The sequence below is a fragment of the Streptomyces sp. NPDC096310 genome (genome assembly GCF_044763125.1).
Lineage (GTDB): Bacteria > Actinomycetota > Actinomycetes > Streptomycetales > Streptomycetaceae > Streptomyces.
On the sequence record NZ_JBIWFO010000035.1, the window covers coordinates 1 to 12,310 of the forward strand.

12 protein-coding genes, 2 rRNA genes and 1 pseudogene are annotated in these 12,310 nt (G+C 73.2%); 11 read left to right on the top strand and 4 right to left on the bottom strand.

The genetic code is table 11. The features are described from left to right. The 4 genes from ACIQ7D_RS34860 to ACIQ7D_RS34875 all read left to right on the top strand — a co-directional run. Window positions 1–74, top strand: a 23S ribosomal RNA gene (locus ACIQ7D_RS34860); the annotation flags it as partial. Window positions 75–207: 133 nt separating this feature from the next. After that, window positions 208–324: ribosomal RNA gene (rrf, locus tag ACIQ7D_RS34865) — 5S ribosomal RNA — on the top strand. Between the two features lie 438 nt (window positions 325–762). Continuing rightward, complete coding sequence (locus ACIQ7D_RS34870; protein ID WP_403944813.1) at window positions 763–1,632, top strand: hypothetical protein; 870 nt, start codon at window positions 763–765, stop codon at window positions 1,630–1,632. A 38-nt stretch (window positions 1,633–1,670) separates the two neighbouring features. Further along, complete coding sequence (locus ACIQ7D_RS34875; protein WP_403944891.1) at window positions 1,671–2,447, top strand: hypothetical protein; 777 nt, start codon at window positions 1,671–1,673, stop codon at window positions 2,445–2,447. Window positions 2,448–2,541: 94 nt separating this feature from the next. Here the strand turns inward: ACIQ7D_RS34875 and ACIQ7D_RS34880 are convergent, their stop codons facing one another. Then, window positions 2,542–3,834, bottom strand: a complete 1,293-nt coding sequence (locus ACIQ7D_RS34880) for a DUF1015 family protein (RefSeq protein WP_403944815.1) — start codon at window positions 3,832–3,834, stop codon at window positions 2,542–2,544. Between the two features lie 84 nt (window positions 3,835–3,918). On the opposite strand from ACIQ7D_RS34880, the gene ACIQ7D_RS34885 reads away from it, so the two are divergent. Beyond that, window positions 3,919–4,947, top strand: a complete 1,029-nt coding sequence (locus ACIQ7D_RS34885; protein ID WP_403944818.1) for an HAD-IIA family hydrolase — start codon at window positions 3,919–3,921, stop codon at window positions 4,945–4,947. A 55-nt stretch (window positions 4,948–5,002) separates the two neighbouring features. Here ACIQ7D_RS34885 and ACIQ7D_RS34890 read toward each other — a convergent pair. Both ACIQ7D_RS34890 and ACIQ7D_RS34895 read right to left on the bottom strand, forming a co-directional pair. Continuing rightward, window positions 5,003–5,919 (bottom strand): annotated as a pseudogene (locus ACIQ7D_RS34890) (siderophore-interacting protein). Beyond that, window positions 5,916–6,050, bottom strand: a complete 135-nt coding sequence (locus ACIQ7D_RS34895) for a hypothetical protein (protein ID WP_403944820.1) — start codon at window positions 6,048–6,050, stop codon at window positions 5,916–5,918. Before ACIQ7D_RS34895 ends, ACIQ7D_RS34890 begins: the two are co-directional and overlap by 4 nt. A gap of 170 nt (window positions 6,051–6,220) precedes the next feature. On the opposite strand from ACIQ7D_RS34895, the gene ACIQ7D_RS34900 reads away from it, so the two are divergent. Beyond that, window positions 6,221–7,048, top strand: a complete 828-nt coding sequence (locus ACIQ7D_RS34900) for an ABC transporter ATP-binding protein (RefSeq protein ID WP_403944821.1) — start codon at window positions 6,221–6,223, stop codon at window positions 7,046–7,048. On the opposite strand, the gene ACIQ7D_RS34905 is transcribed toward ACIQ7D_RS34900, so the two are convergent. Continuing rightward, complete coding sequence (locus ACIQ7D_RS34905; RefSeq protein ID WP_403944823.1) at window positions 7,037–7,384, bottom strand: sterol-binding protein; 348 nt, start codon at window positions 7,382–7,384, stop codon at window positions 7,037–7,039. The genes ACIQ7D_RS34900 and ACIQ7D_RS34905 overlap by 12 nt on opposite strands. A 42-nt stretch (window positions 7,385–7,426) precedes the next feature. Between ACIQ7D_RS34905 and ACIQ7D_RS34910 the strand changes: the two genes are divergently transcribed. The 5 genes from ACIQ7D_RS34910 (at window position 7,427) to ACIQ7D_RS34930 (ending at window position 12,165) form a co-directional block, all read left to right on the top strand. Next, window positions 7,427–7,684 carry a hypothetical protein gene (locus ACIQ7D_RS34910; protein ID WP_403944825.1) on the top strand — a complete coding sequence of 86 codons (258 nt, stop codon included), beginning with the start codon at window positions 7,427–7,429 and terminating at the stop codon, window positions 7,682–7,684. A 34-nt stretch (window positions 7,685–7,718) separates the two neighbouring features. Then, the gene (locus ACIQ7D_RS34915) at window positions 7,719–8,534 is read left to right on the top strand and encodes a TlyA family RNA methyltransferase (RefSeq protein ID WP_403944827.1); all 816 of its coding nucleotides are present in this window, start codon (window positions 7,719–7,721) and stop codon (window positions 8,532–8,534) included. 23 nt (window positions 8,535–8,557) lie between these two features. Next, window positions 8,558–9,496 carry an NAD kinase gene (locus ACIQ7D_RS34920; RefSeq protein ID WP_403944892.1) on the top strand — a complete coding sequence of 313 codons (939 nt, stop codon included), beginning with the start codon at window positions 8,558–8,560 and terminating at the stop codon, window positions 9,494–9,496. 123 nt (window positions 9,497–9,619) lie between these two features. Continuing rightward, window positions 9,620–11,368: a DNA repair protein RecN gene (gene recN, locus ACIQ7D_RS34925; RefSeq protein WP_403944829.1), complete on the top strand. Its 1,749-nt coding sequence runs from the start codon at window positions 9,620–9,622 to the stop codon at window positions 11,366–11,368. After that, a complete protein-coding gene (locus tag ACIQ7D_RS34930) occupies window positions 11,365–12,165 on the top strand; it encodes a hypothetical protein (RefSeq protein WP_403944833.1) in 801 nt (266 codons plus the stop codon). Before recN ends, ACIQ7D_RS34930 begins: the two co-directional genes overlap by 4 nt. The last annotated feature ends 145 nt before the right edge of the window (window positions 12,166–12,310 follow it).

Consider the following 12,310-nt stretch of genomic DNA (forward strand, 5'->3'; position numbering starts at 1 on the left):
GGTTGATAGGCCAGATGTGGAAGACCGGTAACGGTTGGAGCTGACTGGTACTAATAGGCCGAGGGCTTGTCCTCAGTTGCTCGCGTCCACTGTGTGGTTCCCGGGTTGCGAACAGTCGCACCGGTTGAACCAGTATGAACTCAATTGAAGAGTGTGCTTGTTCGCTAAGTGCCGATATCTCGATTTTTCGGGATGGCCCGATAGTGTTTCGGTGGTCATTGCGTGAGGGAAACGCCCGGTTACATTCCGAACCCGGAAGCTAAGCCTCACAGCGCCGATGGTACTGCAGGGGGGACCCTGTGGGAGAGTAGGACGCCGCCGAACAATCTTTCAAGGACCCGTGGTCCAGCGTTCACGCTGGGCTACGGGTCCTTTTTGTTTTGCCCTCTATTACCCGAAGCCACCGTTCCGAAGTGCTCGTCGGCACCCCGACTGCGCGAGAATGGCTGCGGTACCCGAAGACAGGAGCCCAACCGATGTCCCCCAATTCCTCCGACGACCGTCCTGAGCGCGACCCGCGCCGCAGCGACAGCGGCGACCGGGGCGGCTTCCGTGGCGGCCGTGACGATCGCGATCGTGGACCGCGTCGCGACGACCAGCGCGGCGGCGGGTTCCGTGGTGCGCGCGACGGCCGGCCCAGCGGGCCGCGTCGCGATGACGACCGTGGCGGCCGTCCCAGCTCGGGTTCCCGTTTCGGCTCCGGCTCCGGCTCCGGCTCCGGCTCCGGCTCCGGCTCCGGCGGTGGCGGTGGCTACGGCCGCCGTGACGACCGGGGCGGTCGACCGGCCGGCGGTGACAACCGTGGTGGTGGCGGTTATGTTCGCCGCGATGACCGGCGTGACGACCGGCCCAGCGGCCCGCGTCGTGACGATCGCCGTGACGACCGTTTCGGCGGTCCGCGTCGGGATGACCGGCCCGCTTTCCGTCGCGATGACCGGCGTGACGATCGGCGCGATGACCGTCCGAGCGGTCCCCGTCGTGATGACCGGTCCGGTGGCTTCCGGCGTGACGACCGGCCCTCCTCCGGGCCCCGTCGTGACAACGACCGCGGCGACCGGCCCGCTTTCCGCCGTGACGACCGCCGTGACGACCGTCCGAGCGGTCCGCGTCGCGATGACCGGCGCGATGACCGTCCGAGCGGTCCCCGTCGTGATGACCGTCCGGCTTTCCGCCGTGACGACCGCCGTGACGACCGGCCCTCCTCCGGTCCCCGTCGTGACAACGACCGCGGCGACCGCGGTGGCTTCCGGCGTGATGACCGGCGCGACGACCGGTCCAGCGCTCCCCGTCGTGACGACCGGTCCGGCGGTTTCCGTCGCGACGACCGGTCCAGCGCTCCCCGTCGCGACGACCGTCGCGATGACCGGTCGGGCGGTCCCCGCCGTGACGACCGGCCCGCCTTCCGGCGGGACGACCGGGGCGGCCGGCCCAGCGGTCCGCGCCGCGACGACCGTGGCACCGACAGCCGTGGCGGTGGCTACGGCCGCCGCGACGACCGTGGTGGCGACCGCCGCGACGACCGTGGTGGATACCGTGGCAGGGACGAGAACCGCGGTGGCGGGTACGAGCGGCGTGACGACCGGGACCGTGACCGCGAGCCCATCAAGCGGCTGCCGATCCCGGACGACGTGACCGGCGACGAGATCGACAAGAGCGTGCGGCAGGAGCTGATGAGCCTGCCCAAGACGCTCGCCGAGGACGTCGCCCGCAACCTCGTCATGGTCGCCCAGCTCATCGACGAGGATCCCGAGCAGGCGTACGCGTACTCGCGGATCGCCCTGCGGCTCGCCTCCCGTGTCGCCGCCGTACGCGAGGCCGCCGGCTTCGCCGCGTACGCGACGCAGAAGTACGCGGAGGCGCTGGCCGAGTTCAGGGCGGCGCGGCGGATGACCGGCAGCGTGGAGCTGTGGCCCGTCATGGCCGACTGCGAACGCGGCCTCGGCCGCCCCGAGCGGGCGATGGCCATGGCCGGCGAGCCCGAGGTGCAGAAGCTCGACAAGGCGGGACAGGTCGAGATGCGGCTCGTCGCGGCCGGTGCGCGCAGGGACATGGGGCAGATCGACGCCGCCATCGTCACCCTGCAGAGCCCCGAGCTGGCGTCCCACTCCGTACAGCCGTGGACCGCGCGACTGCGCTACGCGTACGCCGACGCCCTGCTGTCGGCCGGGCGTGAGGACGAGGCGCGCGAGTGGTTCGGCAAGACCATCGAGGCGGACAAGGACGGGGCGACCGACGCCTCGGACCGGCTTGCCGAGCTGGACGGGGTCGAGTTCGTCGACGCCATGGGCGAGGACGAGCCCGAGGCCGGGAGCGGGACCGCGCCCGAGGCCCGTGGCGAGGTCAGTGAGGCCCCGGCCGAGGCCGCCGCCCCGCCCGTGGACGACTCGGACTCGGACGCGCTCGTCGACGAGGACATCGTGGTCCTCGACGAGGACGACAAGCGCTGAGCGGCGATGACAGAGGTGGGCGGTACCCCGGCCGGGGTACCGCCCACTGTCATATGAGCCGCCGGCCGGTTGAGTCGGTTCGTCGGCCGGGCCGTCAGTCGAGGGTGACGCTCCGCATGACCAGACCCGTGGCCGGCTTCGGGCCGAACGACGTCGACTTGCGGGGCATCGTGACCCCCTGGCGCGCCAGCTCCCGTACGACGTCCTCGCGCACCGGGTGCAGCAGCACCGCCGTACCGCCGGTGCGCTCCGCCTGGACGACGGCCGCCTCGGTGTCGTGGATGTAGGAGATGTGCTCCGGGTCGTCGGGGATCCGCCAGAGGTGGTCCAGCAGCGTGGCGTGCAGGACCGTCGCGTCCAGCCGCTGCCAGGCCGCCGGGCGGTCGCTCCGTACCGTACGGGACAGCAGCTCCTCGTCCGGGCGGTCGACGAGGTGGAAGCGGCCGTCCCCGGCGAGCAGGAACGCGTTGCCCGTGGCCGCCGCGTCCGCCAGCGCGCCGAGCGCCTCGGTGAGCGGTCCCTCGACCGTACGGACACGGAACGCGCCCGGGAGCGCGGCGAGCGCCCGGTCGACCGGCAGGTCGCGCAGCAGGCGGTGGATGGAGCGGACCTGGAGGGGATAGCGGGCCGTGTCGATCAGCAGGACCAGGCCGTACCCCCACGGCCCCACCGGCTCCCGCGCCCCCGTGTGCTCGTCGTGCAGCCGCAGATAGGTCGCCCAGCGGTGGTGGCCGTCGGCGATCAGGGCCTGGTGGTGGGCGAGGTCGTCGGCGATGTGCGCGAGATCGGCGGAGTCCGTGACCGACCAGAGGCGGTGGGCGAAACCGTCCTCCGTGGTGGTGGTGAGGAGCGGTGCGCGGTCCAGGGCGCGTGCGACGACGCCCGCCGTACCGCCCGCCGCGTCCGGGTCGCCTCGGTACGTCAGCAGCAGCGGCTCCAGATTGGCGGCCGTTGTCCGCAGCAGCGCCGCGCGGTCCTCCACCACGTCCGGCATGACGTCCTCGTGCGGCAGCACGATGCCCGCGGCGGGGGAGGAGAGCGCGAGGGCGCCGATGATCCCCCGCTGGAGCACCTCGCCCCTGCGCTGCTCGTACACGTACAGCGCGGGCTCCGGGTCCGGGGCGAGCACGCCCTGGGCCACCCAGCGCTCCAGCGTGGCCGCCGCCCGGTGGTGCCGGTCCTCGGGGGTGGCGGCCTGCGGCAGGATGAGCCGGACGATGTTGTACGGGTCCGCGGACTCCAGATGGTGCAGCCCGTCGGGCCTGACGACGACGTCGTACGGTGGCGAGGTCACCGCGGACAGGCTGCCCACACGTTCCGGGACGTACCGGAGCCCGCGGAACGGAATCAGCCGCAGCCCCTTGTCCACAGGACCTGTTGTGTTCATCCGAGCATCGTATGTGCATCGTATGGGCGGGGCGGGCATGAGCGATGATCGGGTGAGAAGTCCCGAGCGAGGAGCGTAGGCAGGATGAGCCAGCAGAGCAGGACCAGGCCGAGCGGGAGTGCGACCGCGCTGAGCGAGGCGTACGACACGGCTCTGCTCGATCTCGACGGTGTGGTGTACGCGGGCGGCGCGGCCATCGCGTACGCGGTCGAGTCACTGGCCACCGCCCGGGACGCGGGGATGCGGCTCGCGTACGTCACCAACAACGCCCTCCGCCCGCCGGACACCGTCGCGGCCCATCTCACGGAGCTGGGCGTGCCCGCGGAGCCCGACGATGTGATCACCTCGGCGCAGGCGGTCTCCCGGCTGATCGCCGATCAGCTGCCGGCGGGGTCGAAGGTGCTGGTCATCGGCGGTGACGGGCTGCGGGTCGCGCTGCGCGAGCGTGGTCTGGAGCCGGTCGACTCGGCCGACGACGGCCCGGCCGCGGTGGTGCAGGGGTACGGCGGTCCCGATCTGCCGTGGGCGCGGTTCGCCGAGGCGTGCTACGCGATCAACCGGGGCGTGCCGTGGTTCGCGTCGAACACCGATCTGACGATCCCCGGCGCGCGCGGGATCATGCCGGGCAACGGCGCGGCGGTGGAGGTCGTACGGATCGGCACCGGCGCTGAGCCGCAGGTCGCGGGCAAGCCGCTGCCCCCGATGCACCGCGAGACGATCCTGCGGACCGGGGCCAGGAAGGCGCTGGTCGTCGGGGACCGGCTGGACACCGACATCGAGGGGGCGTTCAACGGCGGCGTCGACTCGCTGCTCGTACTGACCGGGGTGACGGACGGGGCGCGGCTGCTGGCCGCGGAGCCGCGGCACCGGCCGACGTATGTGGACGCCGATCTGCGCGGGATGCTGACCGGGCAGCCCGAGGTGGTGGAGCGGGACGGCGGGTTCGGCTGCGGCGGCTGGACGGCCTCCGCCGGGGCGGGCGCGCTCACCCTCGACGGGGACGGTACGGCGCTGGACGGGCTGCGCGCCCTGTGCGCGGCGGCCTGGACCGACGCGGGCGAGGGCGCGTGCGCGCTGGACGCGGGCAAGGCGCTGGCCCGGCTGGGCCTGTAGCGGGTGAACCGTGAGCCACGGGCCCGGGGCTCACGGTGGCGCGGGGCGTGCGGTGTTACGCGTTCTCCGCCGCCTCCATCAGGTTGTCCTCCGAGGCGCCCCGGCGCCAGTAACCGCTGAACTTCACCGCTCGGCGGTCGAAGCCGCGGTCCGCGACGAGGTGGCGGCGTACCGCCTTCACCGTGGCCGCCTCCCCGGCCACCCAGGCGTACGGCGTGCCCTCCGGGAGCGCGGCGGCGCGGATGGCGTCCGGGGCCGCGGGCGAGGCGTTCCGGACGAGCCAGGTGATGTCGGCGGCCGCCTTGGTGGGGAGTTCCTGACGGTCCGCCGGGTCGTGGACCTCGATCCAGACCCGGGCCGGGGTGCCCGGGGCCAGGGTGTCGAGGATGCCGGCGACGGCGGGCAGCGCGGACTCGTCGGCGGTCAGCAGGATCCAGTCGGTGCCGTCCGGCGGCCGGAAGTCGTACCCGGCGTTCTCCTCCTCGACCGGGGCCAGGACGCGGATACGGTCACCGGGCGCCGCGGCCCTCGCCCAGCGCGAGGCGGGGCCCGACGTGTCGTCGGACTCCGCGTGCAGGGCGAAGTCGATGACCAGTTCGTCCGGTGCGCGGCGCAGTTCGCGCACCGTGTACGTCCGCATGATGCCGCGCACCGTGGGGTCGAGCGCGCGCCACGCGCCGTACCAGTCGGCCGTCCCCGCCCCGGCATGACCGGCTCGCTCTGGCCGGGGCGGGGCAGGAACAGTTTGACGCGCTGGTCGCGGCCGGCCGAGGCCATGCGCGCGAGGCCCGGGCCGCCGAGGACGATCCGGGCCATCGCGGGGGTGATCCGCTCCGCGCGCAGTACTTCGACGGAGAAGAACTGGAAGGGGGACGAGGAGGGAGCGGCGGACGAGGAAGGAGCGGGGGACGAGGAAGGAGTGGCGGACGGCGCGGGAGCGGACCGGGCCAGGGAGGGGGACGCGTTGGTCATACGGGGAGCCTCTTCGACTTCTCGACGGCGGCGGCGAGTTGTTCGGTGAGCAGCGGGCCCCGGCCGGCCGCGCCGGCTGTGGCGAGCACGGCACGGCGGGCGGGGCCGCGGGCGGGCGAGGGGCTGTTCATGACGAGGATGTCCCTTATCGAAGCGAGATGCGAGGGTAGGCTAACCTAACCTCGCGTTGGCGGACAGGCGAACGACACGCCATCGGTGGCGACCACGGCATCAGTACCAGCGGCATCGGTACCGATGGTCGGTACCGGCCATGAACCCCGCGGACCCCAGGAGTACGACCATGCAGCGCCTCACCGCGGAATCGGTGACCCTCGGCTACGACCAGCGGGTCATCGCCCGCGATCTGTCGGTGGCGATACCCGACCACTCGTTCACGGTGATCGTCGGCCCGAACGCCTGCGGCAAGTCGACCTTGCTCCGCGCGCTCTCCCGGATGCTCAAGCCCGCCGAGGGGCGCGTCCTGCTCGACGGCTCGGTCATCCACGCGATGCCCGCCAAGAAGGTCGCCAAGATCCTCGGGCTGCTTCCGCAGTCGTCCATCGCGCCCGACGGCATCACCGTCGCGGACCTGGTGGCGCGCGGCCGCTACCCGCACCAGGGGCTGCTGCGCCAGTGGTCGCCGGAGGACGAGCGGATCGTCGGGGAGTCCATGGCGGCCACCGGGGTCGGTGAACTCGCCGACCGGTACGTCGACGAACTCTCCGGCGGCCAGCGCCAGCGCGTCTGGATCGCGATGGCCCTCGCGCAGCAGACGCCGCTGCTCCTGCTGGACGAGCCGACCACCTTCCTCGACATCCAGCACCAGATCGATGTGCTCGACCTCTGCGCCGAGCTGCACGAGACCCAGGGCCGTACGCTCGTCGCCGTCCTGCACGACCTCAACCACGCCGCCCGGTACGCCACCCACCTCATCGCCATGCGCGACGGGCGGATCGTGGCGGAGGGCTCCCCGGCGGAGGTCGTGACGGCCGAGCGGGTGGAGCGGGTCTTCGGGCTGCGCTGCCAGGTCATCGACGACCCGGAGACGGGTACGCCGCTGGTGGTGCCGGCCGGGCGCCGGGCGCGGTCCGCGGGGCAAAGCTTGCCGGGAGGGGCACTAGAGAAGTGACCTCAGCCGCAGCAGATCGCGGAAGCCCGCCTCCAGCCTGACCCGGCCCGAGCCCCATGCGCGGGCGAAGTCCAGTTCGCCGTCGACCAGTGCCACCAGGTCGTCGCCCGTCATGGCCAGCCTGATCTGCGCCTTGCCGGGCGGCGGTCCCGGGGCCGGGTCGGCCACCTCGATCCGGCCGTCCACCAGACGCCCGGTGAACGTGACATCCAGATCGGTGATGTGGCAGCTCAGGGAGCGGTCGAAGCCGGCCGCGCCGCCGGCCTCCCCGTCGGTGCGCGCCAGATTGCCGGAGAGCTTGTCGAGTGCGCCGCGGCACTCCTCCTTGGTCGCCATCGCGACCGACGGTACCGCAGCTCTTCGCGGTAGCGTCTCGGTATGAGCGACGTGACCGCGGACCCGGCCCCCGGCGCGGCGGAGCCGCCCGCGCCCGACCCGGCGGTGCCCCGCCCCCTCGGCGTGGCCCGCACCCCGACCGGCGACGCCGAGGTGGACCGTACGCTGGCCCGGCTCGCCGACGCCGACCACCTCCCCGCCGAGGGCCACGTCGAGGTGTACGAGGATGTACACGGGGGACTGCGTGAGGCGCTGAGCGCGCTCGACGTACGTCCGGCACCCCCGGGGCCTCCCCGGTGACCTCTCGCGTACGACCACAGGAGCTGAACCGAACGTGGCTGGACTGGCACGCCGCCGTCTCGATGCCGAGCTGGTACGCCGTAACCTCGCGCGGTCGCGCGAACACGCGAGCCAGCTCATCGCCGCGGGCCGGGTGACGGTCGGCGGCACCACCGCGACCAAACCCGCCACGCAGGTGGAGACCAGCGCCGCCGTCGTCGTCAAGGCGGACGACGGCGACCCGGACTATGTCTCGCGCGGCGGCCACAAACTCGCGGGCGCGCTCGCCGCCTTCGTCCCGCTCGGCCTGGAGGTACGCGGCCGGCGGGCCCTCGACGCGGGCGCCTCCACCGGCGGATTCACCGATGTGCTGCTGCGCGCCGGGGCCGCCCGGGTCGTCGCGGTGGACGTCGGATACGGACAACTCGCCTGGTCGCTGCGGAGCGATGAACGGGTCACCGTCAAGGACCGTACGAACGTACGTGAGTTGACGCTCGATGCGATCGAAGGGGAGCCCGTGGATCTGATCGTGGGGGATCTGTCGTTCATTCCGCTGGGGGTGGTGCTGCCGGCCCTGGTGGGCTGCGCCGCCCCCGACGCCGATCTCGTGATGATGGTCAAGCCGCAGTTCGAGGTCGGCAAGGAACGCCTCGGCAGCGGCGGCGTGGTCCGCAGCTCCGCGCTGCGCGCCGAGGCCGTACGGAACGTGGCACGGCGGGCGGGTGAACTCGGCCTCGGCGTACGGGGCGTCACCGCCAGCCCGCTGCCCGGACCCTCCGGGAATGTCGAGTACTTTCTGTGGCTCCGTGCCGGAGCCCCCGAGCTGGACCCGGCGGATGTCGACCGCGCAGTGGCGGAGGGCCCCCGGTGACGACGAACGCGGCGGAGGAACTGATGCGCGACGGGGAGAGAGCCTTGAGCGAGGAGCGTGCGGCGAACGCCGAACGGACCGTTTTCCTGCTGGTCCACACCGGCCGTCAGGCGGCCATCCGCAGCGCCGAACTGGTCGTGAACGGGCTGGTGCGCAGCGGTATCGGGGTACGGGTACTGAACAGCGAGGCGCCCGATCTGCCGCTGCCGGACTCCGTCCAGACGGCCTCCGAGGCCATCCCCGACGCGCTGGAGGGGTGCGAACTGCTGATCGTGCTCGGCGGGGACGGCACGCTGCTGCGCGGCGCCGCGTTCGCGCGCGCCTCCGGTGTGCCGATGCTCGGCGTCAACCTGGGCAGGGTCGGCTTCCTCGCCGAGGCGGAACGGGACGATCTGGACAAGGTCGTCGACCGGGTCGTCACCCGTGAGTATGAGGTCGAGGAGCGGATGACGATCGATGTCGTCGTGCACAGCAACGGCGATGTCGTCCACGAGGACTGGGCGCTCAACGAGGCCGCCGTGCAGAAGGTCTCGCCCGAGCGGATGCTCGAAGTCGTCCTGGAGATCGACGGCAGACCGGTCACCGGATTCGGCTGCGACGGGATCGTCTGCGCGACCCCGACCGGTTCGACTGCGTACGCCTTCTCGGCGGGCGGCCCGGTCGTCTGGCCGGAGGTCGAGGCCCTGCTGATGGTGCCGATCAGCGCCCACGCGCTCTTCGCGAAACCCCTGGTGACGTCGCCGACGACGGTGCTCGCGGTGGAGGTCCAGCAGGACACCCCGAACGGGGTGCTGTGGTGCGACGGACGCCGCACCATCGAGCTGCCCCCGGGCGCCCGGGTGGAGGTGCGGCGCGGCTCCGTCCCGGTACGGCTGGCGCGGCTGCACCACGCGTCGTTCACCGACCGGCTGGTGGCCAAGTTCGCGCTGCCGGTCTCCGGCTGGCGCGGGGCTCCGCACTGATCTCACCCTGGGCGGTTCCGGGTGGTTTCGCCGCGTATGGGATGAGTGGTGGACCACCCGGGTACCGGTCCTCCCGTGCACTCGGGGGTGGGGTGCGTCGCGCACCCGGCGCCAGGACCTCGTATGGTCGTCACCGTGTTGGAGGAGATGCGGATACGGTCGCTCGGGGTCATCGACGACGCTGTCGTCGAGCTGTCGCCCGGCTTCACGGCGGTGACCGGCGAGACCGGCGCGGGCAAGACCATGGTCGTCACCAGTCTGGGACTGCTGCTCGGCGGGCGCGCCGACCCCGCCCTGGTGCGGATCGGCGCCAAGTCGGCGGTCGTCGAGGGGCGGGTCACGCTCGCCCCCGGCGCGCCCGCGACGCTGCGCGCCGAGGAGGCGGGCGCGGAGCTGGACGAGGGCGCGCTGCTCATCAGCAGAACCGTCTCGGCCGAGGGGCGCTCGCGCGCCCACCTCGGCGGGCGTTCCGTGCCCGTGGGCGTGCTGGCCGAGCTGGCGGACGATCTGGTCGCCGTGCACGGCCAGACCGACCAGCAGGGCCTGCTGCGCCCGGCACGCCAGCGCAAGGCCCTGGACCGGTACGCGGGGGACGCCGTCTCCGTACCGCACACCGCGTACACCGCCGCGTACCGGCGGCTGCGGGCCGTGGCCACGGAGCTGGACGAACTGACCACCCGGGCCAGGGAGCGCGCGCAGGAGGCCGATCTGCTGCGCTTCGGGCTGACCGAGATCGAGTCGGTCGAACCCCGGGCCGGTGAGGACACCGAACTCGCCGCCGAGGCCGAGCGGCTGGGCCACGCGGAAGCGCTCGCCTCCGCCGCCTCCCTCGCCCACGCGGCGCTCGCGGGCAACCCCGAGGACCCGGAGGCCGTCGACGCGACCACCCTCGTCGGGGGCGCGGGACGGGCCCTGGAGGCCGTACGGTCCCATGATCCGGTCCTGGCCGGACTCGCCGACCGGATGGGGGAGATCGCGATCCTGCTCACAGACGTCGCGGGCGAACTCGCCGGATACGCGGACAACTTGGACGCCGACCCGCTCCGGCTGGCCGCCGTCGAGGAACGCCGGGCCTCACTCACCGGGCTGACCAGGAAGTACGGCAGCGACATCGACGCCGTACTGGCCTGGTCCGAGGAGAGCGCGGCACGCCTCACCGAGCTGGAGGGCGACGACGAGCGGATCGGCGAGCTGACGGCCGAACGCGACGCGCTGCGCGCCGAACTCTCCGGCCTCGCCCAGGCGCTGACCGACGCCCGCACGGAGGCGGCGGCGCGCTTCGCGGAGGCCGTCACGGCGGAGCTGGCCTCCCTGGCCATGCCGCACGCGCGCGTCTCGTTCGACATCCGGCAGACGGAGTCGGCGGACGAGAGCGCGGGCGTCGACGTCGGCGGGCGCTCCGTGGCCTACGGGCCGCACGGCGTCGACGAGGTCGAACTGCTGCTGGCCCCGCACCCCGGCGCCCAGCCCCGGCCGATCGCCAGGGGCGCGTCGGGCGGTGAGCTGTCGCGCGTGATGCTCGCCGTGGAGGTGGTGTTCGCCGGGTCCGACCCCGTACCGACCTACCTCTTCGACGAGGTCGACGCGGGCGTCGGCGGCAAGGCGGCGGTCGAGGTCGGCCGCAGGCTGGCGAAGCTCGCCAGGTCGGCGCAGGTCGTGGTGGTCACCCACCTTCCCCAGGTCGCGGCCTTCGCGGACCGGCAGCTCCTGGTCGAGAAGACGGTCGACGGATCGGTGACCCGCTCCGGCGTGACGGTCCTGGAGGGCGAGGACCGGGTACGGGAACTGTCGCGGATGCTCGCGGGCCAGGAGGACTCGGAAACGGCACGCGCCCACGCCGAGGAACTGCTGGCGACGGCGCGTTCGGAGTGAACCGCGGGGCTCCCGGGGCGAGCAGGACCGCCGCGTTCCTCGCCGCGCTGTCCACCACCCGCGCGGTGTACGAAGTGCTCCGCTCCCGCGCGCCGGGGGAGCCCGCGCGCTGGCGGCGGAGCAACTACGCCGGGCGCACCGTCGAGTTGTACGCCGGTCCCGCGACCGTCCTCGGAGCCGCCGCCGGGGCCGCGCCGAGCGGTACGCGGGGCGCGGTCACGCTGGCCGTCCTCGCCGCAGGTGCCTGCGGCGCGTACGACGACCTGGCCGGCGCGGGCGATCCGCGCCGGGGTTTCCGGGCCCACCTGCGTGCGCTGCGCCACGGCGAGGTGACCACCGGCGCCGTGAAACTCCTCGGCATCGGCGCCGCCGCGCTCACCGCCGGAGCGCTGCTCAAGGAGCGTCCCCTGGACCGGCTGCTGGCCGGCGTCGTGATCGCGGGAGGCGCGCACTGCGTCAACCTCCTCGACGTACGCCCCGGCAGGGCCTGCGTCGGGGTGCTCGCCCTCGGCGTCCCCGGCCTGCTGCGCGGCGGTACGGCGGGCGCCCTGGCCGCCGTACCGGTGGGCGCCGCCGCCGCGGTGGCCGGCGCCGACCTCGCCGAACGGACCATGCTCGGCGACGCGGGCGCCCACGCGCTCGGCGCGGCCCCAGGGCCTCTCGTTTGGATCATGCCGGGCTCGCGTGCCCTGGTGCCGCGACTCGCCGCGTTGTCGTCGGTCGACATGGCTCCGCCATTTCTCCCTCCTCCGCCTTGCGATCCACGGCACCAGACCCCGCTCCCTGATCCGGCCTGATCCAAACGAAAGACCCTGGGCGCCGCCGTCGTGGCGGGCAACGGCCGGTCCGGACTGGCCTTGCACGCACTGGGAGTCGTCGCCGCGACGGCGTACGGTGACAGGGTCGGCCGACTGGCGAACGAGGAACCGCACCGGTAAGGCC

What these genes read in the sequence shown, in the direction of transcription:
- ACIQ7D_RS34875 (WP_403944891.1), top strand. Translation starts at nt 1,671, where the DNA reads ATGAGCCTGCCCAAGACGCTCGCCGAGGACGTCGCCCGCAACCTCGTC.
- ACIQ7D_RS34880 (WP_403944815.1), bottom strand. Translation starts at nt 3,834, where the DNA reads ATGAACACAACAGGTCCTGTGGACAAGGGGCTGCGGCTGATTCCGTTC.
- ACIQ7D_RS34885 (WP_403944818.1), top strand. Translation starts at nt 3,919, where the DNA reads ATGAGCCAGCAGAGCAGGACCAGGCCGAGCGGGAGTGCGACCGCGCTG.
- ACIQ7D_RS34895 (WP_403944820.1), bottom strand. Translation starts at nt 6,050, where the DNA reads ATGAACAGCCCCTCGCCCGCCCGCGGCCCCGCCCGCCGTGCCGTGCTC.
- ACIQ7D_RS34900 (WP_403944821.1), top strand. Translation starts at nt 6,221, where the DNA reads ATGCAGCGCCTCACCGCGGAATCGGTGACCCTCGGCTACGACCAGCGG.
- ACIQ7D_RS34905 (WP_403944823.1), bottom strand. Translation starts at nt 7,384, where the DNA reads ATGGCGACCAAGGAGGAGTGCCGCGGCGCACTCGACAAGCTCTCCGGC.
- ACIQ7D_RS34910 (WP_403944825.1), top strand. Translation starts at nt 7,427, where the DNA reads ATGAGCGACGTGACCGCGGACCCGGCCCCCGGCGCGGCGGAGCCGCCC.
- ACIQ7D_RS34920 (WP_403944892.1), top strand. Translation starts at nt 8,558, where the DNA reads ATGCGCGACGGGGAGAGAGCCTTGAGCGAGGAGCGTGCGGCGAACGCC.
- recN (WP_403944829.1), top strand. Translation starts at nt 9,620, where the DNA reads ATGGTCGTCACCGTGTTGGAGGAGATGCGGATACGGTCGCTCGGGGTC.